Genomic DNA, 23,797 nt, shown 5'->3' with positions numbered 1-23,797 from the left:
GCCGGCGCCACTATCATTGCCACAGTGAGCATTTACAGCGCCTGACCCGCCGCCTAATGCTCTTGCACCGCAGCGCGAAAGGAATGGAATGCTCCGCAGACTTTACGACTGGACCATGTCTCTCGCCGCCCGCAAGTCGGCCGAAGTCTGGCTCGCCGTTATCGCCTTCGTCGAAAGCTCCGTCTTTCTCGTTCCGGCCGATGTCCTTTATCTTCCGATGGCGCTTGCCAAGCCGGAACGCGCCTATCGCTACGCGTTGGTGGCAACGGTCGCCTCAGTCCTCGGCGGCATCGCCGGCTGGGCGCTCGGCTATTACGCCTATGATGCGCTCGCCCGTCCTGTCCTGGAATTCTACGGCAAGCTCGAAGCCTTCGAGCAGCTCAGGGTCTATATCCATGACGAGTGGGAAATCCTGCTGCTGCTTCTGGTGACATCGGGTCTGGCGCACCTGCCGCCGATCAAGATCGTCACCATTCTCGCCGGCGTCATCCACATGAACCTCGGCTTCTTTGTCATCTCGGCGATCGTCGCCCGCGGCGCGCGCTTCTTCTTCCTCGCCTGGCTGCTACGCCGCTACGGCGAGCCGATCCGCCATTTCATCGAGAAGCGTCTCGGCCAGATCGCCGCTATCGCGGCAGTCGTGCTGATCGCCCTCGGCGTTGCCTACAAGCTCATTGCCCACTGAAACTCCGCGGAGCCCCGCCATGACTGCCATTGCCCCATCCGTCAGCCGTCCGGTCTTCATCTATTCGCTGGTCCTCGCCGTCGCCATGGCGGTCGTCGTCGGCACGGCGCTCGGCTTCCAGTATATCGGCGGCTACATCCCCTGCGCGCTCTGCCTGATGCAGCGCCAGCCCTATTATTACGCCATTCCGATCGCACTCCTTGGCGCGGTCGGTTCGCTCTTCGGCCTCCCGAACTGGATGTCGCGTGCGCTCCTCCTTGCAGCCGGTGCCCTGATGGTCGTCGGCGCCGGCATGGGCGTCTATCACTCAGGCGTCGAATGGCACTTCTGGGCCGGCCCCACGACCTGCTCGACGACGGCAGGCAGCATGACGCAGAATGCCGGCGATCTGCTGACCGAACTCAACACCATCAAGGGACCATCCTGCACCGACGCGGCTTTGCGCGTGCTCGGCCTGTCCTTTGCGGGCTGGAACGTGATTGCAAGCCTCGTGCTCGCGGCCTTCGCCTTTATCGGCGTCCGCAAGTCGGCCTGAGAAAGGCGGCTGCCGTTACGGCTGCAGTTCGGTATCCCAGTAGAGATAATCGAGCCAGCTGTCGTGCAGATAGTTGGGCGGGAAAAGGCGGCCGTTATTGTGCAGATCCTGCACGGTCGGCTGGTACGGCTTTTGGTGTGGGACCATGCCTGCCTGCTTCGGTAGCTTGCTGCCCTTCCTGAGATTGCAGGGAGAGCAGGCCGCCACGACATTCTCCCAGGTCGTCTCGCCGCCATGGGCGCGCGGGATGACATGGTCGAAGGTCAGGTCGTTGTGATCGCCGCAATACTGGCATTCGAACTTGTCCCGAAGGAACACGTTGAAGCGCGTGAATGCGGGATTGCGCGATGGCTGAACATAGGTCTTGAGGCAAACGACACTGGGTAGCCGCATCGAAAAGCTCGGCGAAGAAACCGAGTGTTCGTACTCTGCGATGATATTCACACGGTCAAGGAAGACCGCCTTGATCGCGTCCTGCCAGGACCAGAGCGACAAGGGATAATAACTCAAAGGCCTGTAGTCAGCGTTCAGAACGAGCGCCGGCAGGGCCTGGGGGGAGACTGCAATCGTCAAGGGACTCTCCTGATCGATTCGGCATCTGCATCCTTATATTAGGCCGGTTGTGACAGCCTTGTGAAGTCCAATAAATTCAGTCAATAACGGCAATTCGATGAGTGTTGCCGATCAGGCGACCGGCACCAGCCCGCGGCCGAGTTTTTGCGCATAATACGCCCAGAAAAGCCTTGCGGCCACGGATCTCCACGGTGCCCAGACTTCCGCCATTGCCGCTAGCGCCTTGGCTTGCGGCCGTTCAGCGAGACCGAATGCCGCGGCGACCGCATTCTGCAGAGCAACGTCGCCGGATGGAAAGATATCGGCATGGCCACAGCAGAACATCAGATAGACCTCTGCCGTCCACGGACCGACGCCCTTCAACGCCGTCAACACATGCCGCGCCTCGTCAGGCGGCAGCACCGAAAGCACGGTCAGATCCAGATGTCCGGCGGCAACCGCGGTCGCGATTCCTGACAGCGTAGAAGCCTTGGCGCGGGAGAGCCCGAACTCCCGCCACGCCTCCTCATGCAGCATCACGTAGCTCTCGGCCGTCAGCTCGCCATCGGCAGGCAGCATTCGCCGCCAGATCGCTTCGGCGCTCGCCCGCGAGACCATTTGCGAAACGATGATATGCGCGAGACCGGCAAAACCCGGCTCACGCAGCCGCAAGGGCAGCGGCCCGCCATCGGCGGCGACAGTTGAAAGACGCGGATCGAGCCGCAGCAATTCAGCCAGCCCCTGCTCGACATCGCCCTCGTTTCGAATGATCTGCACGTCGCCTCGCGGTGGTTTCGAATCCATGGCAGAAGAAAGCATGACCACGACTCAGCGTCAAAAGCCCGTCTTCCGTTTTGCCCCCAGCCCCAACGGGCCGCTGCATCTTGGCCATGCGCTGTCTGCGTTGATCAATCAGGACATGGCCGGGAAAGCTGATGGCCGGTTGCTGTTGCGCATCGAAGACATCGATCTAACGCGCTGCACACCCGATTTCGAAACCGGCATCTACCACGACATGGAATGGCTGGGCATTTCATGGGAGAGGCCGGCGCGCCGCCAATCGGAGCATTTCGGCGAGTATCAGGCAGCGCTCCAACAGCTGATCGGCCGCGGCCTCGTCTATCCGTCCTTCATGACCCGCGGCGAAGTGAAAACGAAGGTCGCATCCCATGAGGCAGCAGGCGTGCCATGGCCGCGCGATCCGGATGGTTCACCGCTCTATCCAGCTGAAGACCGCGAACTGAGCGAGGTGGAGCGAGCGGAAAGGCTGAGCGCAGGCCTCAAGCATGCATGGCGGCTCGACATGCGCCGCGCGCTGGAGGCCGCCGGTTCAAACCTGAGCTGGACCGACACCGGAGACGGCGAACGCGGCATCGTTGAAGCCGACCCGGCCGCCTGGGGCGATGTTATCCTCTCCCGCTCCGACGCACCATCGAGCTACCATCTTTCCGTCGTTCTCGACGACGCGCTCCAGGGCGTCACCCATGTCGTCCGCGGGCTTGATCTTTTCCATGCGACGTCGGTCCACCGGCTGCTGCAGGTTCTGCTCGACCTGCCAGAGCCCGCCTATCATCACCACCGGCTCGTGACCGATGCATCCGGACGCAAGCTCTCGAAAAGCGAGGGCGATACCGGGATTGCCGAACTACGGGCCAAGGGTCTTTCAGCCGCCGACATCCGGCAGCTTGTCGGCCTCTGAGCGCTTGTGGCCATTGCCGCTGAGAAAATTGCGCTTGAAGATCGCCCGAACCCGAAATTTCAGCAGCGCCGCGTTCAGTTCAGCGCCGATAATGAAGATCACGCCGACCATATAAAGAAAGATCAGCACCACCATCACCGAGGCGAGACCGGCATAGGTCGCGGTGTAATTGGCGAAGGTTGCCAGATAATAGGCGAAGATCAGCGCGCCCGCGAGCCAGAGCAGCAGCGTCAGCAACACGCCCGGTATGACGTCGAACACCTTGCGGCGCCCGGACGGAAGCCAGAGATGCACGACCAGCAAGCCGAGCGTCAGCATCACCAGAGTGCCGTAGATACGCCAGCTGAAGACCACCTCCAGCGTATCGACGATAACCGGCAGCCACTGGCGAACAGTTGGCGGTATCCACTCGAAAGCATCGTTGTGGAGCAGCCATTCGCGGGCGTAGTCGAGACCAACGGGCACCGCCACAAGCAGGATGCTGATGGCCGCAAAGATGATGACGGCGACGAGGACATATCCGAGACTGGCAAGGCGCGTGAAATACCAGGGCCTCGTCTCCTGCACGCGATAGGCGCGGTTCAGCGAGATGCGCAGCGCCTCCACGCCATTCGAGGCGAAGTAGGCGGCAGCGAGAACCGAGATGGTGAGCAGCCCGCCGCGCGGCACTGTCAGCACCTGCACAACCTGATCGGCCAGCGGCTTGGCGATCGCTTCCGGCCAGGTATCGAAGATGATGTGGATCGCCGTCATCGAAAACTGATCGGCGCCGAGGAAGTTCGCAAGCGCCGTGCCGAAGATCAGGAACGGAAAGACCGCAAGCAGGGTCGATAGCGCCACATGGCTGGCCATGGCGAAGCCGTCGTCCTCGATGAGATGGCAGATCGCGTCGTAGACCACCTCATAGAGCATACGCAGTATCTTCGGCATTCCATCTCCGGCGCTGGCGATTGTAACCTCGGTGCGAATATGGGAAACGAGTCCCAGTTTGTACAGGAATCAATGAATGGCAGAGCCGCGCACCATCATCGTTACCGGATGTTCGTCCGGGATCGGTGCCTATTGCGCACGTGCTCTCAAGGCTGACGGCTGGCGTGTCTTCGCCACTGTACGCAAGCAGGAAGATCTCGGATCGCTTGAGGCCGATGGCATAGAAGCCTTCCGCATGGATTATGCCCATACCGATTCCATCGCCGATTTCATGCGCGAGATCGAAGCTGTGTCCGGCGGCCGCATCGACGCCCTCTTCAATAATGGCGCCTACGGTCAGCCGGGCGCCGTCGAGGATCTGACGACGGATGTGCTGCGGGAACAGTTCGAGGCCAACTTTTTCGGCTGGCATGAACTGACGCGCCGCGTACTGCCCCTGATGCGCAAGCGAGGCAGCGGCCGCATCGTCCAGTGCTCCTCGATCCTCGGCGTCGTGCCCTACCGCTACCGCGGCGCCTACACCGCATCGAAATTCGCTCTCGAAGGCCTGAGCGTCACGCTGCGAATGGAGCTGCAAGGCAGCGGCATCCATGTCAGCCTGATCGAGCCAGGCCCTATCGCCTCGCGCTTCACGGCCAATGCGCTCTCCAAGATCAACGAGCACATCGATATCCGCGGCTCCGTGCATGCGGCAGATTATCGCCGACAGCTGGCGCGGCTTGACGGCACCGGCCCGGTCAGCCGACATAAACTTCAACCGGATGCGGTCTATGCGGTTCTAAAAGACGCATTGAACTCGAAAAATCCGAAGCCACATTATCCTGTAACGGTTCCGGCAAAGCAGGGCATGATGCTGAAGAGACTGCTGCCTGCAGATCTCTTCTATCGCCTGATGCGCTGGACCGACTGACCAAGAAAGCCGAATACCATGTCCACGGCCACTTACATTCTCGCCATCATCGTCATGGGCCTCGTCGCGCTGGTGCTGATCCGCGGCCTCTTCAACATGATGAAGGGCGGCGATTCCAACCTGTCGAACAAGCTGATGCAGCTGCGCGTGCTGCTGCAGGCGATCGCCGTCATCCTGATCATGCTGACGCTGTGGCTGACCGGCGGCGGCCGCCCGACCTGACGCATTGAGAACTGGGGGATCGATGGTCAAGCTCAACAAGATTTACACCAAGACCGGCGACGACGGTACGACCGCGCTGGTCTCCGGTCCCCGGCGGCAGAAGCACGATCTGCGTATCGAGGCCTATGGCACGATCGACGAGACGAATTCGGCGATCGGCGTCGTCAGGCTCCACACCGGCGATCACCCAGAGCTCGACCGGATGCTGATGCTCATCCAGAACGACCTCTTCGATCTCGGCGCCGATCTTGCGACCCCCGACACCGGCAAGCCGCTCGATTATGAGCCGCTGCGCATTGTCGCCGCCCAGGTGACCCGTCTGGAAGCTGATATCGACAGGCTGAACGCCGATTTAGAACCTTTGAAATCCTTCGTGCTGCCGGCCGGCTCGCCGGCTGCCGCGCATCTGCATCTGGCGCGCACCATCTCGCGGCGCGCCGAGCGGCTGATGGTGGCGCTGTCGCGAACCGAAGGCGAGACGGTCGGCCAGGAGGCGCTGAAATACGTCAACCGCCTCTCCGATTTCCTCTTCGTTGCCGCCCGTCATGCGAATGACCAGGGCCGCGCGGATGTGCTTTGGGTTCCCGGAAAAAACAGATAGGTTCCCGGCAACGAAGATCGCCCGGGGGCAGGCTTTCATGTTCATTCCGCTGCACGACGCCAATACGCTGAAACATATCAAGGTGCAGTGGGTAACGCTGGCCCTGATCGCCGCGAATGTCGCGATCTGGCTGTTCACCGGCTTTGCCTCTCCCGATATCGCCAAGGCGGCAACCGTCGGCCTCGGTTATATCCCGGCCGTCGCCTTCCATCACGCCATCCTGCCGCCCGAGCTGGAACTGATCCCCGAGCCGCTGACCTATATCAGCTACGCCTTTCTCCATGGCAGCTTCTGGCATCTGGCGGGAAACATGATCTTCCTCTGGGTCTTCGGCGACAATGTTGAGGACGCCATGGGGCATCTGCGCTTTCTCATCTTCTATCTGGCCTGTGCCGCATTCGGCGCGCTCTGCCACGGCCTGCTCGCAACTGAATCCCAGGCGCCGCTGATCGGTGCGTCAGGCGCCATATCGGGCATCGTGGCGGCCTATCTTGTGCTGCACCCGCGCGTCAAAGTCTGGGTGCTGGTGTTCTTCCGTGTGCCCTTGCCGCTTCCCGCCTTCATTCCTTTGCTGCTCTGGGTCGGCCAGCAGTTCTTCATGCTGGTCATCAGTACGGATAGCGACGTCTCCTGGGGCGCGCATGTCGGCGGTATCCTCGCAGGCGCCATCCTCGTCCTGCTCCTGAAGCGCCGCGATGTGCCCCTCTTCGACCGGGAGATCGTCACGCCGCGCGCGGTGCGCAGCACGCCTGCCATCCGCCGCACCATCGCAGCCGAAGACAGCCACTCTTGACGGCGCGCCCACAATATTGACGTGAACGTAAACGTAATATATTTCCGTTCTTCAATTTGTCTGTCTGCGACTGGCGAGCGTTGTGTTTGGAGGAAAAACGCGTATCCATGTCGCCATTCGACAATCGGAGCAGCGCCGAAACGCGCATTTTCCTGGCGAAAGAGTTTGAAGGAAGGACCCCATGAAGATTCTCGTTCCTGTGAAGCGGGTGGTTGATTACAACGTGAAGATCCGCGTCAAGCCTGACGGCACGGGTGTTGAGCTCGCCAACGTCAAGATGTCGATGAACCCGTTCGACGAGATCTCGGTGGAAGAGGCGCTGCGGCTGAAGGAAGCCGGCAAGGCCGAGGAAGTGGTCGTCGTGTCGATCGGTCCCGCCAAGGCCGAAGAGACGCTGCGCACCGCGCTCGCCATGGGTGCCGACCGCGCCATCCTCGTCGAGACCGATGATGCCATCGAGCCGCTCACCGTTGCCAAGATCCTCAAGGGCGTCGCCGATGCCGAACAGCCGGGTCTCGTGATTGTCGGTAAGCAGGCAATCGATGACGATAGTAACCAGACCGGCCAGATGCTGGCAGCCCTGCTCGGCACCGCCCAGGCGACCTTCGCCTCGAAGATCGAGATCGGTGACGGCAAGGCAACCGTGACCCGTGAAGTCGACGGCGGCCTGCAGACGATCGACGTCAAGCTTCCGGCTGTCGTTACCACCGACCTTCGCCTCAACGAGCCGCGCTATGCGTCGCTTCCGAACATCATGAAGGCGAAGAAGAAGCCGCTCGACAAGAAGAGCCCGGCTGATTTCGGCGTCTCCACCGAGCCGCGCCTCAAGGTGCTAAAGACCGAAGAGCCCTCCGGCCGCAAGGCAGGCGTCAAGGTCAAGTCGGTCGCCGAGCTCGTCGAGAAGCTCAAGACCGAAGCCGGCGTCCTCTAAGGTTCGAGAAAGGAATATATCCATGGCCATTCTTCTTCTGGCTGACCACGACAATGCGACCCTTTCCGACCAGACCGGTAAGGCACTGACGGCCGCTTCCAAGATTGGCGGCGACGTGCATGTGCTGGTCGCCGGCAAGGGCGCCAAGGCGGCTGCCGATGCGGCTGCCAAACTGTCAGGCGTTTCCAAGGTTCTGCTCGCCGAAAGCGACGAACTCGCCCATAATCTGGCCGAGCCGCTCTCCGATCTGATCGTCTCGCTCGCTGGCAGCTACGACACGATCATCGCGGCTGCGACCTCGACCGGCAAGAACGTTCTGCCGCGTGTTGCCGCCCTGCTCGATGTCGCGCAGATCTCGGAAATCATCGAAGTCGTCTCCGCCGACACCTTCAAGCGGCCGATCTATGCCGGCAACGCCATTCAGACGGTGCAGTCTGCTGACGCCAAGAAGGTGATCACGGTGCGCACCGCATCCTTCACCTCTGCGGCTGACGGCGGCTCGGCATCCGTCGAGACGGTCTCGGCAGCTTCCGGCTCCGGTCTCTCGACCTTCGTCAAGGATGCACTCTCCTCCTCCGATCGTCCGGAACTCACCTCCGCCAAGATCATCATCTCCGGCGGCCGTGCGCTTGGCTCTGCCGAGAAGTTCCAGGAGGTCATCCTGCCGGTTGCCGACAAGCTCGGCGCTGCCGTCGGCGCCTCGCGCGCTGCCGTCGATGCCGGCTATGCGCCGAACGACTGGCAGGTCGGGCAAACGGGCAAGGTTGTCGCCCCGCAGCTCTACATCGCCTGCGGCATCTCCGGCGCCATCCAGCATCTGGCCGGCATGAAGGACTCGAAGGTGATCGTCGCCATCAACAAGGACGAGGAAGCACCGATCTTCCAGGTTGCCGACTACGGCCTCGTCGCCGACCTCTTCGAAGCCCTCCCAGAGCTGCAGAAAGCTCTTTGAGCAGGCACGATGCCAGCTTTTCGCACTTGCGAATGACTGGAAAATTATCTCTTATGGGACTACTACTGCTGCCGGGCGATCATTTTGCCCGGCAATTTCATTAAAAAATACGGCTGCGCTCGCGGGGGCGACTGCCGCGGGGGTTTGGATATGAGCGCGTTGAAGACGATCGGTATTGTCGGTGCGGGCCAGATGGGTTGCGGCATCGCGCACGTTTCGGCCGCTGCAGGCTACAAGGTCCATATCTATGACCTCAGCCAGGACCGCATCGAGTCCGGCCTGGCCACCATCAACGGCAACCTCGCAAAGCAGGTGACCAACGGCAAGATGACCGAGGAAGAGCGCAAGACAGCCCTCTCGCTCATCACCGGCTCCGCCAATCTCAACGATCTGGCCCCATCCGATCTCGTCATAGAGGCCGCGACCGAAGAAGAAGCCGTCAAGCGCAAGATCTATGCCCAGGTCTGTCCGGTCCTGAAGCCGGAAGCGCTTCTTGCCACCAACACTTCGTCGCTTTCCATCACCCGCCTTGCATCGGCCACCGACCGCCCCGAACATTTCATGGGCATTCACTTCATGAACCCGGTGCCGGTGATGAAGCTCGTCGAACTGGTGCGCGGCATCGCGACCGACGAGAAGACCTTCTCGACTGCCAAGGCATTCGTTGCCTCGCTGGAAAAAACCGTCACGGTCGCCGAAGACTTCCCGGCCTTTATCGTCAATCGCATCCTGCTGCCGATGATCAACGAGGCGATCTACACGCTGTATGAAGGTGTCGGCACGGTCGATGCCATCGACACCGCCATGAAGCTCGGCGCCAACCACCCGATGGGCCCGCTGCAGCTCGCCGATTTCATCGGCCTCGACACCTGCCTGTCGATCATGCAGGTCCTGCATGATGGCTTAGCCGACTCGAAGTATCGCCCCTGCCCGCTTCTGGTGAAGTATGTCGAAGCAGGCTGGCTCGGTCGCAAGTCCGGCCGCGGCTTTTACGATTATCGCGGCGAAGTGCCGGTCCCGACCCGCTAAGCGGCGTCAGAGCCCCACCGCCCCCCTGATCAGCGCCTTCGCGTCCTCGCTGTCCCAGGCAGCCGGGCCGTTCATTGCCGAGACCAGGCATCCCTTGTCATCGATCAGCAGCGTAACGGGCAGGCCGAAGGCAAGGCCTTCCTTTTTCAGGCTGTTGAACACGCCGATCGTATTGTCGCGGTAGAGTTTCAGGGAATCGACGCCGGTCTCGCTGAGGAAGGCCTTCGGCTTCTCGTCATCGCCGGTATCGATGTTGACGGCGACCACCTGGAACTTGTCGCTGCCCATATCCTTCTCGAGCGCATTCAGCGCCGGCATCTCCTCGCGGCAGGGCACGCACCACGTTGCCCAAAGATTGAGAAGCACGGTCTTTCCGGCAAAATTGTCGAGCGTCACGGGCTTGTTGTCGGCATCGTTGAAGGCGACCGATGTCAGTTTGCGCGGCTCGTTGGCAGCGACCATTGCCGCAACCTGTCCCTTGGCAAGCGGCGTGATCTTCTGCGCCAGATCCTTTGCCGCGGCGCATTGGCCGGACGCCGTTTCGCCGCCGCCATTGCCAGACCCCGTCTCCTTAATGTAAACCGCTGCCGCACCGGCAATTATGCCTGCGACGGCAGCTATCGAGATCAATTTCAGGGATGGCAGCCCAAGCGGCTTTCTTGTCGTCATTTCATTCTCCAGGACATGCATCTTTCAAGGCAGGCAGCTTCGATGGCCGACGGCAACACGGACACCAAATCCTCCAACCAGATGTGGGGCGGACGCTTCGCTTCCGGCCCCGATGCGATCATGGAGGAGATAAATGCCTCGATCGGTTTCGACAAGAAGCTATTCGCGCAGGATATCCGCGGATCGATCGCCCACGCGACGATGCTTGCCCATCAGGGCATCATATCGGCCGACGATAAGGACAAGATCGTTCACGGGCTAAACACGATCCTGTCAGAAATCGAAAGTGGCAATTTCGAATTCTCGCGCCAGCTCGAAGACATTCACATGAATGTCGAAGCCCGTCTTGCAACGCTGATCGGCCCGGCCGCCGGACGCCTGCACACCGCCCGCTCGCGCAACGATCAGGTGGCGCTCGACTTCCGGCTCTGGGTGAAGGAAGAGCTGCAGAAGACCGAGGCGATGCTGACCGGCCTGATCGCCGCCTTCCTCGACCGCGCCGAAGAGCATGCCGACAGCGTCATGCCCGGCTTCACGCATTTGCAGACCGCCCAGCCCGTCACCTTCGGTCACCACTGCATGGCCTATGTCGAAATGTTCGGCCGCGACCGCTCGCGCGTGCGCCATGCCATCGAGCATCTCGACGAGAGCCCGATCGGCGCCGCGGCACTGGCAGGCACCGGCTACCCGATCGACCGTCACATGACGGCCAAGGCGCTCGGCTTCCGTGAGCCGACCCGCAATTCGATCGACACCGTCTCCGACCGCGACTTCGCCATCGAATTCCTGTCGATCGCCGCGATCGCCGGCATGCATCTGTCGCGCCTCGCCGAAGAAATCGTCATCTGGTCGACGCCGCAATTCGGCTTCGTGCGCCTCTCCGACGCCTTCTCCACCGGCTCCTCGATCATGCCGCAGAAGAAGAACCCGGATGCTGCCGAGCTGGTACGCGCCAAGACCGGCCGCATCAACGGCTCCCTGGTTGCCCTGCTGACCATCATGAAGGGCCTGCCGCTCGCCTATTCCAAGGATATGCAGGAAGACAAGGAACAGGTCTTCGACGCTGCCGAAAGCCTGGAACTGGCGATCGCCGCGATGACCGGCATGGTCCGCGACATGACCATCAACACCGCGCGCATGAAGGCGGCCGCCGGCTCCGGCTATTCGACCGCCACCGATCTTGCTGACTGGCTGGTGCGTGAAGCGGGCCTTCCCTTCCGGGACGCCCATCATGTGACCGGCCGCGCCGTGGCATTGGCCGAAAGCAAGGGCTGCGATCTCGCCGAACTGCCGCTCGCCGATCTGCAGGCGATCAATTCTGCGATCACCGACGCTGTCTATGGTGTTCTGACGGTCGAAGCTTCCGTTGCCAGCCGCAAGAGCTTCGGCGGAACCGCGCCATCGGAAGTGCGCAAGCAGATCGCCTACTGGCGCGGCCGCAACTGAGTTCCGGCCGCCAGCAACAGCGCAACAATCAGGGTGCACAAGCCGGATAAACTTCGCTATGAAGATGTCCACCAGTGCCGCTCCAAGAGGATACCCATGCAGACCAGCTTGCCGCACCTCATCCGCCTGACGGTCGTTCTTGCCGTCGTCGGCCTTGCCGTTGCCGGATGTGGACGCAAAGGCGATCTCGATCCGCCGAGTGCGCAGGCAACGAAGGGCGGCGATTCCTCCAAGCCGACGAAACAGCCGGGCGTTGCCGACAAGCCTTTCCTTCTCGATCCCCTGCTCTGATAGGCTGAAGCCGTGAACCACTTCGAGTATCGCGACGGCATTCTTTACGCCGAGAACGTTCCTGTTCCCGAAATTGCCAAGGCCGTTGGCACCCCCTTCTATTGCTATTCCACGGCAACGCTGGAGCGCCATTACCGCGTCTTCGCCGAAGCTTTCAGCGATGTCGACTCCATGGTCTGCTATGCCATGAAGGCGAATTCGAACCAGGCAGTCCTCAAGACCCTCGGCAAGCTCGGCGCCGGTATCGACGTCGTTTCCGAGGGCGAGCTGCGCCGCGCATTGGCCGCCGGTATCCCGGCATCCCGCATCATGTTCTCCGGCGTCGGCAAGACGCCGCATGAGATGGATTTCGCGCTCGAAGCCGGCATCTACTGCTTCAACGTCGAGTCCGAACCCGAGCTCGAGATCCTCAACAGCCGCGCCGTCAAGGCCGGCAAGAAGGCGCCGGTTTCCTTCCGCATCAACCCCGACGTCGATGCCAAGACGCATTCGAAGATCTCGACCGGCAAGAAGGAAAATAAGTTCGGAATCTCCTGGGAGCGTGCCCGCGCCGTCTATGCGCGCGCTGCGACACTTCCCGGTATCGAGGTGACCGGCATCGACATGCATATCGGCAGCCAGATCACCGAACTGCAGCCATTCGACGATGCCTTCAAGCTGCTGCACGATCTGGTCGCCACGCTGCGCGCCGACGGCCACGACATCCACCATGTCGATATCGGCGGCGGTCTCGGCATTCCCTACAAGGACGACAACAACCCGCCGCCACTGCCCGACGCCTATGCGGCGATCGTCAAGAACCAGCTACGCAGCCTGAACTGCAAGATCGTCACCGAGCCCGGCCGCCTCATCGTCGGCAATGCCGGTATCCTGGTGACCGAAGTGATCTACGTGAAGGACGGCGGCGAGAAGACCTTCGTCATCGTCGATGGCGCGATGAACGATCTCATCCGCCCGACGCTCTACGAAGCCTACCACGAGATCAAGCCCGTGGTGATCTCCGCCGCCAACGCGCCGCGCATCAAGGCTGATATCGTCGGCCCGGTCTGCGAGACCGGCGACTATCTGGCGCTCGACCGCGAGATGGCAATGCCTAAGCCGGGCGATCTCTTCGCCGTCATGTCGGGTGGCGCCTACGGCGCGGTGCAGGCGGGCACCTACAACAGCCGCCTGCTGGTTCCGGAAGTGCTGGTCAAGGGCTCCGATTTCCACGTCATCCGGCCGCGCCGGACCTACGAGGAATTGATCGGCCTTGATTCCGTCCCGGCCTGGCTCGACTGACGAACCATCACTTTTTGGCGACCGGCCGTGAAAAACCGGCATTAACCGCCGGTCGCCCTCGCCTTCGCCACAAAGAGTGTTATCCTTTCCTCATGCGAGCGAATTGCTGAGCAATCGCCGGAAGCGCCCACTGTTACTCTAACACGCCATGGCGGAGACCGGATTGAAGAAGAGCCCGAGCAGGCAGGGACATGGTGCATTTGCCATCAGGCCATCTCTTGCGAGGCTGGTTGCGGTAAAGCGTCTCTTTGCGCGTGTCGTCCTTCTTTCCGAACAAGTTTTGCCGCCGCTGGTGCCCGTTCTCTCGGTCATCGCGCTTTATCTGGCAGCCTCCTGGTTTGGCCTCTTCCGCAGCGTTCCCGATATTCTGCGCATCCTGCTGCTGATCGCGTTTGCTGGCGTCTTCATTGCATCGCTCATCCCGTTCCGCCATCTGCGCTGGCCAACGAATGCCGAGGCCGACCGGCTGCTCGAAGAGCGCAACGGCCTGCCGCATCAGCCTGTCACCGTGCAGGAAGACGAACCGGCCTTCGACACGCCCTTTGCCCGCGCGCTCTGGCGCGAACACCAGACACGCATGGCCGAGAAGATCGCCGCGCTCGACGCCGGTTATCCGCGCCCGGATATCGCCCGGCACGACCGCTTCGCCCTGCGCGCCATTCCGGCGCTGCTCGTCGTCATGGGCTTCGGCTATTCGCTGTCCACCAATGGCGGCTCGATCGCCGACGCCTTCCAGCCTCCCGTCGAGCAGGGCGAGACAAATCCCGCCGTCCGCATCGATGCCTGGATCACACCTCCCTCCTATACCGGCCGCGCCCCCGTCTATCTGACGGCTACAGGCACGGAACAGGCGCCGATCAACGTTCCGCAATTCTCCAGCCTGACCGTGCGCGTCAGCGGCGGTGAGGCGGACGAGAAGGTCGTCTTCAAGAGGGAGAACGGCGAGGCCAGGGAGATTGCCGCCGAAAAGCAGGCAGGTCAGCAGCCGGCAGATGCTTCCGCACCAACTCAGCAGCCACAGCAGACGGCGGCCGGCGAAACGCCGGTGCCTATGGCACAGACGCATCTGATGAAGCTTGAGGAAAACGGCGCCCTGCAGGTCAACGGCCGGAGCTGGAGCTTCAACGTCATTCCCGACAAGGCGCCAGAGATCGCTTTCGACGGGCTGCCGAAAGCGAGCGTGAATGGTGCGCTCGAGATCAAGTTCACGGCTAAGGACGATTACGGCGTCCAGGAAGCCCATGCGGAAATTCTACCGGTCGAATCCGATCCGGCTGCCAAGCCACTCTACCCGCTTCCCGATTTCCGCCTCGATATCCCGCGCCGCAATGCCCGCGATGCCAAGGGCGTCAGCAGCAAGAACCTGACAGAGCACCCGCTGGCCGGCAAGCGCGTCCGCGTGACGCTCGTCGCCAAGGACGCGGCAGGCCAGATCGGCCGCAGCCCGCCGCACGAAATGGTTCTCCCCGCGCGGCCGTTCAACGAACCGCTCGCCGCAGCCGTTGCCGAGGAGCGCCAAGTCTTTGCGCTCGACACCCGCAAGATGCCCGAAGCGACCGCGCTCAACGAAGCGCTGACGATCCGCCCGGAAGAGACCATCCCGAAACTCACCAATTACCTGCTGATCGAATCGGCCCTGGCGCGCATGAAGCTTGCCAAGACCGACGAGCAGCTGAAGGACACCGCCGATTATCTCTGGGACATCGCGCTTGGCATCGAGGACGGCGACCTGTCGCAGGCCGAGCGCAATCTGCGTAACGCCCAGCAGAACCTTGCCGACGCGCTCCAGCGCAACGCGCCGGATGCCGAAGTCAAGAAGCTGATGGACGAGCTTCGCAAGGCGATGAACGAATACATGAAGGAGCTCGCCCAGCGCATGCAGAATGCGCCGATGCAGCCCAATCAGAATGCCCAGATGCTGCGGCAGCAGGATCTGGAGCGGATGATGGACCAGATCGAAAACCTTGCCCGCTCCGGCAACCGCGATGCCGCACAGCAGATGCTGTCGGAACTGCAGCGAATGATGAATAACCTGCAGGCGGGACGTTCGCAGCAGGGCCAGCAGCAGCAGGGCGACAACAGCCAGATGCGCCAGCAGATGGACAAGCTCGGCCAGATCCTGCGCGACCAGCAGAAGCTGATGGAGCAGACGTTCAAGCTCGATCAGCAGCTTCGCGATCGTATGCAGCGCGGCGACCCCGACATGGGCATGAACGACCCGCTGCTTGACAACATGATGCCCGGCCAGGATGGCGAACAGCAGGATCAGGGCCAGCAGCAACAACAGGGCCAGAACGGCCAGCAGGGTGACCAGCCGTCGAACGAGATGACTGAGCAGCAGCTCCGCGACGCGCTGAAGAAACTGCGCGAACAGCAGGACGCTCTCGGCAAGCAGCTCGGCGAACTGCAGAAGGGTCTCGGCGACATGGGTATGAAGCCCGGCCCGGGATTCGGCCAGGCCCAGCGCGAGATGGAAGGCGCCGGACGCGAACTCGGCCAGGGCCGTGGCGATACCGCGGTTCAGGGACAGGGCCGCGCGCTGGAAGCGCTGCGCCAGGGCGCCCGCGACATGATGAACCAGATGATGCAGGCGCAACAGGGCCAGCAGGGTCAGCAAGGCCCGAACGGCCAGGTCGGCCAGGGCGATCAGAACGGCCGCGACCCGCTTGGCCGCCCGCGGCGCGCCGATGGGCCTGACTTCGGCGACACCGTGAAGGTGCCCGACGAGATCGACGTCCAGCGCGCCCGCGAGATTCTCGATGCCATCCGCGAGAAGCTCGGCAACAACCCGCCGCAAGAGATGGAGCGGCGCTATCTGGAGCGTCTGCTGGATATTCAGTAACGAAGTGCTGAAATCCTTCGCCTTTTCGCGTGAGCTTCGTAATGTCAATCTCGACGGTTGACGAACGACAGCGATTCGATGGCAATTCTCTTCAAGACTGCAATCAGCGAAAACTCGGCTTTCGAGATGATCGAAAAGGCGCTTTCGGGCGCCTACCAGTATGACGGCTATCTCAATGTCGTCAGCGACGCCGGAGAAACGGCATTATCCTGGGGACCGGCGATGCATGCCGAGGAGTTCAAGGCCGAGGTCAGCGAAATACTCCGGAAGACCTGGGATGCCGCCCGCTTCTGGATCATCTACGAACGCCGTGACGATCGCCGCGATCCCGAAGCCACGGAAATCCGCAACGCCGCCTTCCGCATCACCCGTGGCTATAGCGGCGTCGTGGTCATCACGCTAAGCCTGCTCGGCAAGCGTGACAGCGACAACGATATCGAACTGGTATTCGTCTGCTTCGAGCAGGATTTTCACAGGCGGAATTTCCGGGTGCGCTACGAAGGCAAGTTCGTCCCGGATGAATGAGGCTGCCTGATCAGGCAGCCAGTGCGCGGGCGACCGCCTTGCGGATATCGGGAAGCGCAAACGGCTTCGAGACCACATCGACGATCTTTTCAGCCAGATCGTCAGCGCGTTCGCGCTGTTCGGCATAGCCGGTCATCAGCAGGATTTTCAATGCCGGAAAGGCCGACTTTGCCTGGTGCGCCAGCTCGATGCCGTCCATAACGGGCATGCGGATATCCGACAGCAGCAGGTCGTAGACGCCGTCCTTCAGCTTCTCCAGCCCCTCGGCACCATCGGCCGCTTCATCGGTCTCATGACCGTCAAGGCGCAAGGCCCGGGCTACGAAAGAACGGAGGGAGTCCTCGTCTTCCGTGATCAGAATTTTTGCCATCGATGCATCGCTCCGTCTTCATGCCCCAAGACGGAAATCGCATGCCGTTCCTTTGCGATCGGTAAACGGCGGCGGGCGATGGACGGGATGGTTAACAACCCGTCTGTATCGGAGGCGCTCAGGCGTCGCCGGTGACGACGCCGACGAAGGGAAGTTCGCGGAAAGCGTAGGCGACATCCATGCCGTAGCCGACGACGAAATAGTCGGGGCATTCGAAGCCGACATAATCGGCCTCCAGCTTTTCCTTGCGCTTGACGCTCTTGTCGAGCAGCACGGCGATCGTCACATTGCGGGCGCCGCGTTCGAAGAGCAGCTCCTTGGCAAACAGCAGCGTGCGGCCGGATTCCAGAATGTCGTCGATCAGCAGGACATCGCGGTCCTTCACGTCGCTATCGATATCCTTGACGATACGAACGCCCTGCGAAACCGTGCCGGTGCCGTAGCTCGACAGCGTGATGAACTCGACCTCAGGCGCTAGACCGTTGTTGTGCAGGGCGCGGATCAGGTCGGCCGCGAAAATGAACGACCCCTTCAAGACAGCGATCACCAGCAGGTCCTTGGTCGGACCTTCGGCAATCTGCTTTGCCATTGCATCGTTGCGCTCGGCAATCTGCTCGGCAGTGAAAAGAGGATCGATATTTTTTCCGCGCACGACAGGCATACGGCTTGCTCCGTGAAAATGAAGGGTAAGCCGTTAGCACATTAGACGCGGAGAAACACCCTTAGGGCATGAATGACAGCCGGACTTCCGGCATTTTTCCACCAGAGTGCTGGACACGCGCCGAAAATCCGCGGCTCTCGCCGCCATAGATGACGTCGACTGGCGGGTTGATAACGATGCTCGCCATCAGCCGCCCATCGCTCACCAGGTCGGCGCGGATCGGCCGAACCGTCTGCGTGGTGCCGCTCTCGTTTTCGAGAATGCCGTTGACCATCAGGATGCGCATGCCATTGGCATCGCGCGGCGTCAGCGTCACGTGGGTGAAATGCAGAGGCGATCCGGCAGCGGACTGATCCTCTGCCTGAAGGCTGGAGAAGCCGCCGGACAACCCGAAGACCAGAAGAAAAAGCAGAAGGACGAGCGCCGCGAAACTCTTGAACGAAGCCTGCTGCAAATGTTCTTCCAGGGCGCGGAAGGCAGCAGCCGCGGCCATTGTCGCTTTCGGTGTCTCCACCTTCGGTACTGCTGCAGCCCGCTTGCGATTATCGTTGAAACTTTTCGCATTGAAGCCTGGCGATTGGCTTCGCCCGCTGATGACGACGAACTCGGCATCGGAAATGTCGGCCGGGCGCGTTCCGGCCCGCGGCTGGCGTGCCGCCTTGTCCGGCGGCAGGAAATCATAGGCGTGCCCCGGCGCGCGGCGGCTGAACGAAGATGCTTCCATGATGACGGCCTTTCAGCTCTTCACATGGTTTCGGTGCACGGACGATACCGGGCATTGAAACGAATCCAGCTCAGTCGTAAATTTTAATGGTTAATGCTTCGCTAAATCCGGTGCCGATAGGGCATCTTTCCGCCGAAATTTACCGGTTGTTAATCCACTTGGTTAACAAGTCGATGGTGAGAAACCTCGAACAATCTGAGTTGCCCGTTGATCCACTTCGAGAATGTCGGTTTGCGCTATGGCATGGGGCCGGAGATCCTCCGGGACCTGACCTTTGACATTCCGAAAAAGTCCTTCCAGTTTCTGACGGGTCCCTCCGGCGCCGGCAAGACCACGCTGCTGCGCCTGCTCTTCATGTCGCTGCAGCCGACCCGCGGTCTGATCCGCATGTTCGGCCGCGATATCTCGGATATTCCGCGCCCGGAACTGCCGCTGCTGCGCCGCCGCGTCGGCATCGTCTTCCAGGACTTCCGCCTTCTCGACCACCTGACGACCTATGAGAACGTCGCGCTGCCGCTGCGCGTGCGCGGCAAGGACGAGAGCACCTACAAGACCGACGTTCTGGAACTGCTGAAATGGGTCGGGCTCGGCGAGCGCATCAACGTGCTGCCGCCGGTCCTCTCCGGCGGTGAAAAGCAGCGTGCCGCGATCGCCCGCGCCCTGATCGACCGCCCGGAAGTCCTGCTCGCCGACGAACCGACCGGCAACGTCGATCCGCCGATGGCGCGCCGCCTTCTCAATCTCTTCCTCGAGCTCAACCGGCTCGGCACTGCCGTCGTCATCGCCACCCACGATCTGGCCCTGATGGACCAAGTCGAAGCGCGGCGGATGATTCTGTCCGAGGGGCATCTCGACGTCTATGACTGAGCGATCCCCCAGCAAGAAGGTAGCGGAAGCGGCCACCCAGCAGCAGCGGCGCCCGGAAATGCGCGTTCGCCCGACAGCGCCGATCCTGCCGCCTTCCAACATCCAGGGCAACGCGCTGATGGTGGTGATCGCCATCATGGCCTTCCTCGCCTGCCTGACGCTCGGCGGCGTCAGCATGGTGCGCTCGACGGCCGCCAGCTGGGAAAGCCAGATCTCCCGCGAAATCACCATCCAGATCAAGCCGGATGACGGCCTCGATATGGAAAAGGCGCTGAACCAGGCGCGCGATATCGCCATGACCTTCGTCGGCACCAAGAGCGGCCAGATCGTCGATGAGGCGGCAACGGCGCGTCTGCTCGAGCCCTGGCTCGGCAGCGGCCTTGATCTCAAGGAACTCCCGGTTCCCAGGCTCGTTATCGTTACGATCGACGAAAACAATCCGCCGGATTTCGAGGCAATGCGCTCGCTGCTCAAGGACAGTATCCCGCAGGCGACGCTGGACGACCACAGAACGTGGGTCGACCGGCTGGTGTCGATGGCGCATACGACAGTGATGATCGGCACGGGTATTCTGCTGCTGGTCTTCACCGCCATGGTGCTCACCGTCGTCTTCGCGACACGCGGCGCTCTGTCGGGCAACCGCCATATCGTCGAGGTGCTGCATTTCGTCGGCGCCGAAAGCTCCTTCGTTGCAACCGAATTCCAGAAGCACTTCCTGAAAATCAGCCTCAAGGGCTCGGCGATCGGCAGCGGTCTGGCAGCGCTGTTTTTTGCCGCTGCGGGCTTCCTGCAGAGCCGCACGATCGCAACACCGCAGACCGATCAGGCAACTGCGCTTTTCGGGACCTTTTCGGTCGGCGTGCTCGGCTATTTCGGCATCTTCGCCACGATGATCATCATCGCCCTGCTGACGACGCTGACGGCGCGCGTCACGGTCGTCCGCACGATATACGAGATCGATACACTTCGCTCCGATCCGACACGAACAGACGGGATAGCGAGCTGATGATAGCTATCACATATAGCACCGCCTTTGCCCGTTCGCTGCCGCAATCCCGATATATGCACGACTCATGACCATGGGCTACACGAGACGCAATCCGATTCGCCCCGACCCGGCGCTGGCTAGCTACCGGGTCGAGACGCCGCGTCGCGGGCCTCTGCGCCGCATGCTGCGCTGGTGCGGCTTTGCCGTCGTTCTGGCAATGGCGCTGGTTTTCGGCGGCTTCCTGCGCTTTGCCGATTCCGTCACCACAATGAGGCCGCCAGCCGAACCGAAGGCCGACGCGATCGTCGTGTTGACAGGCGGCTACCAGCGCATCGACCAGGCGGTTGAACTCCTGCAGAAGGGCGCCGGCAAGCGGCTGCTGATTTCAGGCGTCCACCCCTCGACCACACCGGCGCAGATCCGCAAGACCACGACAGGCTCGGCCGATCTCTTCGATTGCTGCGTCGATATCGGCTATGACGCGATCGACACGATCGGCAATGCCGAGGAGGCATCGAACTGGATCCACGCCAAAGGCTATAGAAGCGTTCTCGTCGTCACCAACAATTATCACATGCCCCGCAGCCTTGCCGAACTTGCCTATGTCGACGACGACACCCAGTTCATTCCCTATCCGGTCGTCAATTCCGACCTGAAGACACGTGCTTGGTTCATGGATCCGAATGCGCTGCGTGTCATGCTCGCCGAATATGGCAAGGTGCTGTTTGCCGGTGCGCGCAACATCACCGGCTTCGGCCGTCATCCCGGCCTGCGTTCGGCTGCCGCCGACGGCAAGGACTGAAGCGAAGCGTCTTTTTCTGGCGATGATAATCGTGTAGGCAGGTCGCAACCGCCCTGCTCGCGGATATAGGCTTTTCGGGAAACCTTATGCTCGCCCTGCGTTCCGTTCTCTTCAACACGATCTTCTACGCCAACCTCATCCTGCGGATGATCGTGCTTTCGCCCTATTATTTCGTCGTGCCCCGGCTGACCGCCTATCGCATTCCGAAGAACTGGGCGCTCTCGAACCATTGGTTGATGGAGAAGATCGTCGGCACGACCTTCGAGATCGAGGGCATGGAGAACTTGCCCGATGGCGGCTACATCCTGGCGCCGAAGCATCAATCCTTCTGGGATACCTACGCGCTGCTGCCCTGGCTGAAGGACCCGGTCTATATCCTCAAGCGCGAGCTGATGTGGATCCCGCTGTTCGGCTGGTATGCCAAGAAGCAGCGGATGATCCCGGTTGACCGCGGCGCCCGCGGCAAGGTTATGGTCGAGGTGTTGAAGCGCACCAAGGAAGAGCTGTCGACCGGCCGCCAGCTGATCATCTATCCTGAGGGCACCCGCCGCCCGCCGGGCGCCGAGCCGGTCTACAAATACGGCATTGCCCGCATGTACCGGGATCTCAACATCCCCGTCGTGCCGATCGCCATGCATCCCGGCCTGTTCTGGCCACGCCGCAGCACCATGCGCTATCCCGGCCATTTCAAGGTCCGCATCCTCGCCCCGATCATGCCGGGCATGGACCCAGACGCCTTTTTTAAGCATCTGGTCGAGATTACGGAAAAGGCGAGCGACGAACTGCTTCTCGACACCGTCGCCCGCAATCCGCATCTCCCGCTGCCGCAGACGGCCATCGACCGGCTTGCCGTTCTGAACGAACCCAAGACCGCGTCGGCCTGAGTTCAGGCGGCGCGCAGCCGCTCGACTTCGCCGACCACCTGCTCCAGCCAGTGATCGCGGATCCCCATCTGCTTCAGATGGGACAAGGTGTTGAAGACATAAGCGTCGTTCGGACCCGATTGGCCCTCGGCCTCATTGACGACGCGCGCGGCCTCGCCGGTATCAAGGGCGCCCGCATATTGCACATGGCTGCGGTCCACAACATAGGCGACCGCCTTCACGGTGCGGCCATCGGCCAGCAGCAGCAAGACGCGCTTTTCCAGATAAACATTGGTCACCAGTTCGCGAGCCCGCAGATAGTCGATGACCCCGTCCCAATTTTCCGGCGCGACGGAGAAAGCCATGCCGCGGCATGAGCCACCGCGATCGAGACCGAGCACGAGACCGGGATTTTCCTGCGTTCCCCGATGAACCCAGGAGCGGACGCAGAGCGAACGCCGATAGCCATAAATCAGAGCCTGCGACCGTTCAGCAAACTCAAAGCCCGGGTTCCACATGAGGGATCCGTAGCCAAACACCCAAAATTCGTCCATATCGCAAGCCAGACCGAGATTCCTATTCGCGATTCACCATTGGAGAACATCATGGCAGCGTCAAGCCAATCCGGCAGCAGCAGAAAATTCTGGTGGCTCGGCTTGGGCATCGTACTGGTGGTCGCAATCTATACCGGCGGCTGGTTCTACGCCGCTTCACAGCTCAAGGACACGGTTCTGAAGGTTATCGCGCCGCATAACACTGCCGGTGTCAGCGGTGAATGCGCCGATATCGATTTCCGCGGCTATCCTTTCCGCATCGGCCTGTTCTGCTCGAAAGTCGATGTCGACGACAACAAGAACGGCGTGTCGGCGAGCTTCGGCCAGCTGCGCTCCGCCGCACAGGTCTATGCGCCTGGCCATATCGTCTGGGAACTGGATTCGCCTGCCGAAATCCGCACCGCAAACGGCCTGACCCTCTCGGCCCAATGGGCAAACCTGCAGTCCAGCCTGATCACCAAGTTCAAGGGCATCGACCGGACATCGACCGTTATCGAAGGACTGAAGGCGACCGCGGTTTCCTCCTATAGCGGTCAGACGATCGACGTCGATGCCGCCCGTACGGAAATTCATCTCCGCCAGAATGAAGGCGATCTTGATGGCGCGATCTCGCTGCAGGATGCCAGCACCGTCATCAAGGATTGGCCGCAGGTCTTCCCGAAATTCTCGGCGAGCGCCGACGTGACGCTGGTCGGTAAGGCGGGAATGATCGATGGCAGCGACAGACAGGGGCTTTACGGCGCCAGTGGCGAGCTGCGCAAGGTCGTGGCCGATATCGGCGACGGCAAGGTCATGACGCTGACCGGCCCCTTCTCCTTCGATGAGCAGGGCTTTCTTTCGGGTAAGTTCAAGCTTGAGATCGAGCAGCTCGGCCCGTGGCGCGACAGCATCAAGCAGACTTTCCCGCAGATCGCCAAGACCGTCGATACCGCCGCCAAGCTTCTGAAAGCGTTGGCAGCCGGCAGCGATCGCGTGTCGGTGGATCTGGTGGTCAATCGCGGCGAGGCAACCGTCAGCGGCTTCATCCCGCTCGGCTCCATCCCGCCGATCTAAAGCGTTTTCTGAGAAACGCTCG

28 protein-coding genes are annotated in these 23,797 nt (G+C 61.5%); 20 read left to right on the top strand and 8 right to left on the bottom strand.

The window, feature by feature from the left end; translation table 11 throughout:
• The first annotated feature begins 88 nt into the window (after nucleotides 1–88).
• Nucleotides 89–685, top strand: a complete 597-nt coding sequence (locus tag AB4Z25_RS28505) for a YqaA family protein (protein ID WP_112517682.1) — start codon at nucleotides 89–91, stop codon at nucleotides 683–685.
• A 19-nt stretch (nucleotides 686–704) separates the two neighbouring features.
• Entirely contained in the window at nucleotides 705–1,220 is a 516-nt protein-coding gene (locus tag AB4Z25_RS28500; RefSeq protein ID WP_112386113.1) for a disulfide bond formation protein B, read from the top strand.
• Nucleotides 1,221–1,235: 15 nt separating this feature from the next.
• On the opposite strand, the gene AB4Z25_RS28495 is transcribed toward AB4Z25_RS28500, so the two are convergent.
• Nucleotides 1,236–1,793 carry an HNH endonuclease gene (locus tag AB4Z25_RS28495; RefSeq protein WP_112386114.1) on the bottom strand — a complete coding sequence of 186 codons (558 nt, stop codon included), beginning with the start codon at nucleotides 1,791–1,793 and terminating at the stop codon, nucleotides 1,236–1,238.
• Between the two features lie 111 nt (nucleotides 1,794–1,904).
• On the bottom strand, nucleotides 1,905–2,591 hold the full coding sequence (locus AB4Z25_RS28490; protein WP_112539025.1) for a DNA-3-methyladenine glycosylase family protein: 687 nt from the start codon (nucleotides 2,589–2,591) through the stop codon (nucleotides 1,905–1,907).
• Between AB4Z25_RS28490 and gluQRS the strand changes: the two genes are divergently transcribed.
• On the top strand, nucleotides 2,590–3,471 hold the full coding sequence (gluQRS, locus tag AB4Z25_RS28485; RefSeq protein ID WP_112539026.1) for a tRNA glutamyl-Q(34) synthetase GluQRS: 882 nt from the start codon (nucleotides 2,590–2,592) through the stop codon (nucleotides 3,469–3,471). The genes AB4Z25_RS28490 and gluQRS overlap by 2 nt on opposite strands.
• On the opposite strand, the gene AB4Z25_RS28480 is transcribed toward gluQRS, so the two are convergent.
• Nucleotides 3,436–4,401 carry a YihY/virulence factor BrkB family protein gene (locus tag AB4Z25_RS28480; protein ID WP_112539027.1) on the bottom strand — a complete coding sequence of 322 codons (966 nt, stop codon included), beginning with the start codon at nucleotides 4,399–4,401 and terminating at the stop codon, nucleotides 3,436–3,438. The genes gluQRS and AB4Z25_RS28480 overlap by 36 nt on opposite strands.
• A 76-nt stretch (nucleotides 4,402–4,477) precedes the next feature.
• Here AB4Z25_RS28480 and AB4Z25_RS28475 point away from each other — a divergent pair, with 76 nt between their 5' ends.
• The 7 genes from AB4Z25_RS28475 to AB4Z25_RS28445 all read left to right on the top strand — a co-directional run bounded on the left by AB4Z25_RS28475 (nucleotide 4,478) and on the right by AB4Z25_RS28445 (nucleotide 9,839).
• Nucleotides 4,478–5,311, top strand: coding sequence for an SDR family oxidoreductase (locus AB4Z25_RS28475; protein ID WP_112539028.1), 834 nt, complete (start codon nucleotides 4,478–4,480; stop codon nucleotides 5,309–5,311).
• 18 nt (nucleotides 5,312–5,329) lie between these two features.
• A complete protein-coding gene (locus AB4Z25_RS28470; RefSeq protein WP_112386119.1) occupies nucleotides 5,330–5,533 on the top strand; it encodes a twin transmembrane helix small protein in 204 nt (67 codons plus the stop codon).
• A 22-nt stretch (nucleotides 5,534–5,555) separates the two neighbouring features.
• A complete protein-coding gene (locus tag AB4Z25_RS28465) occupies nucleotides 5,556–6,134 on the top strand; it encodes a cob(I)yrinic acid a,c-diamide adenosyltransferase (RefSeq protein ID WP_112517687.1) in 579 nt (192 codons plus the stop codon).
• Nucleotides 6,135–6,171: 37 nt separating this feature from the next.
• The gene (locus tag AB4Z25_RS28460) at nucleotides 6,172–6,927 is read left to right on the top strand and encodes a rhomboid family intramembrane serine protease (protein WP_112539030.1); all 756 of its coding nucleotides are present in this window, start codon (nucleotides 6,172–6,174) and stop codon (nucleotides 6,925–6,927) included.
• A gap of 181 nt (nucleotides 6,928–7,108) precedes the next feature.
• A complete protein-coding gene (locus tag AB4Z25_RS28455) occupies nucleotides 7,109–7,858 on the top strand; it encodes an electron transfer flavoprotein subunit beta/FixA family protein (protein ID WP_112539031.1) in 750 nt (249 codons plus the stop codon).
• Nucleotides 7,859–7,880: 22 nt separating this feature from the next.
• Nucleotides 7,881–8,810, top strand: a complete 930-nt coding sequence (locus AB4Z25_RS28450) for an electron transfer flavoprotein subunit alpha/FixB family protein (protein ID WP_112539032.1) — start codon at nucleotides 7,881–7,883, stop codon at nucleotides 8,808–8,810.
• Between the two features lie 150 nt (nucleotides 8,811–8,960).
• Entirely contained in the window at nucleotides 8,961–9,839 is an 879-nt protein-coding gene (locus tag AB4Z25_RS28445) for a 3-hydroxybutyryl-CoA dehydrogenase (protein ID WP_112386124.1), read from the top strand.
• A gap of 6 nt (nucleotides 9,840–9,845) precedes the next feature.
• On the opposite strand, the gene tlpA is transcribed toward AB4Z25_RS28445, so the two are convergent.
• On the bottom strand, nucleotides 9,846–10,508 hold the full coding sequence (gene tlpA, locus AB4Z25_RS28440; RefSeq protein WP_112539033.1) for a thiol:disulfide interchange protein TlpA: 663 nt from the start codon (nucleotides 10,506–10,508) through the stop codon (nucleotides 9,846–9,848).
• A 42-nt stretch (nucleotides 10,509–10,550) separates the two neighbouring features.
• Between tlpA and argH the strand changes: the two genes are divergently transcribed.
• From argH to AB4Z25_RS28415, 5 genes are all read left to right on the top strand, one after another.
• Nucleotides 10,551–11,954: an argininosuccinate lyase gene (argH, locus tag AB4Z25_RS28435; RefSeq protein ID WP_112539034.1), complete on the top strand. Its 1,404-nt coding sequence runs from the start codon at nucleotides 10,551–10,553 to the stop codon at nucleotides 11,952–11,954.
• Nucleotides 11,955–12,050: 96 nt separating this feature from the next.
• On the top strand, nucleotides 12,051–12,245 hold the full coding sequence (gene lptM, locus AB4Z25_RS28430) for an LPS translocon maturation chaperone LptM (RefSeq protein ID WP_112386127.1): 195 nt from the start codon (nucleotides 12,051–12,053) through the stop codon (nucleotides 12,243–12,245).
• Nucleotides 12,246–12,257: 12 nt separating this feature from the next.
• Nucleotides 12,258–13,526, top strand: a complete 1,269-nt coding sequence (lysA, locus tag AB4Z25_RS28425; protein ID WP_112539035.1) for a diaminopimelate decarboxylase — start codon at nucleotides 12,258–12,260, stop codon at nucleotides 13,524–13,526.
• 163 nt (nucleotides 13,527–13,689) lie between these two features.
• A complete protein-coding gene (locus AB4Z25_RS28420) occupies nucleotides 13,690–16,368 on the top strand; it encodes a TIGR02302 family protein (RefSeq protein WP_442210386.1) in 2,679 nt (892 codons plus the stop codon).
• A gap of 78 nt (nucleotides 16,369–16,446) precedes the next feature.
• Nucleotides 16,447–16,893 carry a hypothetical protein gene (locus AB4Z25_RS28415; RefSeq protein ID WP_112517946.1) on the top strand — a complete coding sequence of 149 codons (447 nt, stop codon included), beginning with the start codon at nucleotides 16,447–16,449 and terminating at the stop codon, nucleotides 16,891–16,893.
• Between the two features lie 10 nt (nucleotides 16,894–16,903).
• Here the strand turns inward: AB4Z25_RS28415 and AB4Z25_RS28410 are convergent, their stop codons facing one another.
• From AB4Z25_RS28410 to AB4Z25_RS28400, 3 genes are all read right to left on the bottom strand, one after another.
• Nucleotides 16,904–17,263 carry a response regulator gene (locus AB4Z25_RS28410; RefSeq protein ID WP_027512336.1) on the bottom strand — a complete coding sequence of 120 codons (360 nt, stop codon included), beginning with the start codon at nucleotides 17,261–17,263 and terminating at the stop codon, nucleotides 16,904–16,906.
• A 118-nt stretch (nucleotides 17,264–17,381) separates the two neighbouring features.
• Entirely contained in the window at nucleotides 17,382–17,924 is a 543-nt protein-coding gene (gene hpt, locus AB4Z25_RS28405) for a hypoxanthine phosphoribosyltransferase (RefSeq protein ID WP_112386130.1), read from the bottom strand.
• A 61-nt stretch (nucleotides 17,925–17,985) separates the two neighbouring features.
• Complete coding sequence (locus tag AB4Z25_RS28400) at nucleotides 17,986–18,648, bottom strand: hypothetical protein (RefSeq protein WP_112539037.1); 663 nt, start codon at nucleotides 18,646–18,648, stop codon at nucleotides 17,986–17,988.
• Nucleotides 18,649–18,855: 207 nt separating this feature from the next.
• Between AB4Z25_RS28400 and ftsE the strand changes: the two genes are divergently transcribed.
• The 4 genes from ftsE to AB4Z25_RS28380 all read left to right on the top strand — a co-directional run bounded on the left by ftsE (nucleotide 18,856) and on the right by AB4Z25_RS28380 (nucleotide 22,189).
• On the top strand, nucleotides 18,856–19,515 hold the full coding sequence (ftsE, locus tag AB4Z25_RS28395; protein WP_112386132.1) for a cell division ATP-binding protein FtsE: 660 nt from the start codon (nucleotides 18,856–18,858) through the stop codon (nucleotides 19,513–19,515).
• A 58-nt stretch (nucleotides 19,516–19,573) separates the two neighbouring features.
• Nucleotides 19,574–20,521: a cell division protein FtsX gene (locus AB4Z25_RS28390; protein WP_405049624.1), complete on the top strand. Its 948-nt coding sequence runs from the start codon at nucleotides 19,574–19,576 to the stop codon at nucleotides 20,519–20,521.
• A gap of 67 nt (nucleotides 20,522–20,588) precedes the next feature.
• A complete protein-coding gene (locus tag AB4Z25_RS28385; protein WP_112539039.1) occupies nucleotides 20,589–21,305 on the top strand; it encodes a YdcF family protein in 717 nt (238 codons plus the stop codon).
• A gap of 86 nt (nucleotides 21,306–21,391) precedes the next feature.
• Nucleotides 21,392–22,189, top strand: a complete 798-nt coding sequence (locus AB4Z25_RS28380; RefSeq protein ID WP_112539040.1) for a lysophospholipid acyltransferase family protein — start codon at nucleotides 21,392–21,394, stop codon at nucleotides 22,187–22,189.
• Between the two features lie 2 nt (nucleotides 22,190–22,191).
• Here the strand turns inward: AB4Z25_RS28380 and AB4Z25_RS28375 are convergent, their stop codons facing one another.
• Nucleotides 22,192–22,722 carry a gamma-glutamylcyclotransferase gene (locus AB4Z25_RS28375; RefSeq protein WP_442210380.1) on the bottom strand — a complete coding sequence of 177 codons (531 nt, stop codon included), beginning with the start codon at nucleotides 22,720–22,722 and terminating at the stop codon, nucleotides 22,192–22,194.
• A 51-nt stretch (nucleotides 22,723–22,773) separates the two neighbouring features.
• On the opposite strand from AB4Z25_RS28375, the gene AB4Z25_RS28370 reads away from it, so the two are divergent.
• Complete coding sequence (locus tag AB4Z25_RS28370) at nucleotides 22,774–23,775, top strand: DUF2125 domain-containing protein (protein ID WP_112539042.1); 1,002 nt, start codon at nucleotides 22,774–22,776, stop codon at nucleotides 23,773–23,775.
• The last annotated feature ends 22 nt before the right edge of the window (nucleotides 23,776–23,797 follow it).

The organism is Rhizobium sp. RAF36, from assembly GCF_052114105.1.
GTDB lineage: Bacteria > Pseudomonadota > Alphaproteobacteria > Rhizobiales > Rhizobiaceae > Rhizobium.
This window is presented reverse-complemented; position numbering and strand designations above follow the sequence as displayed.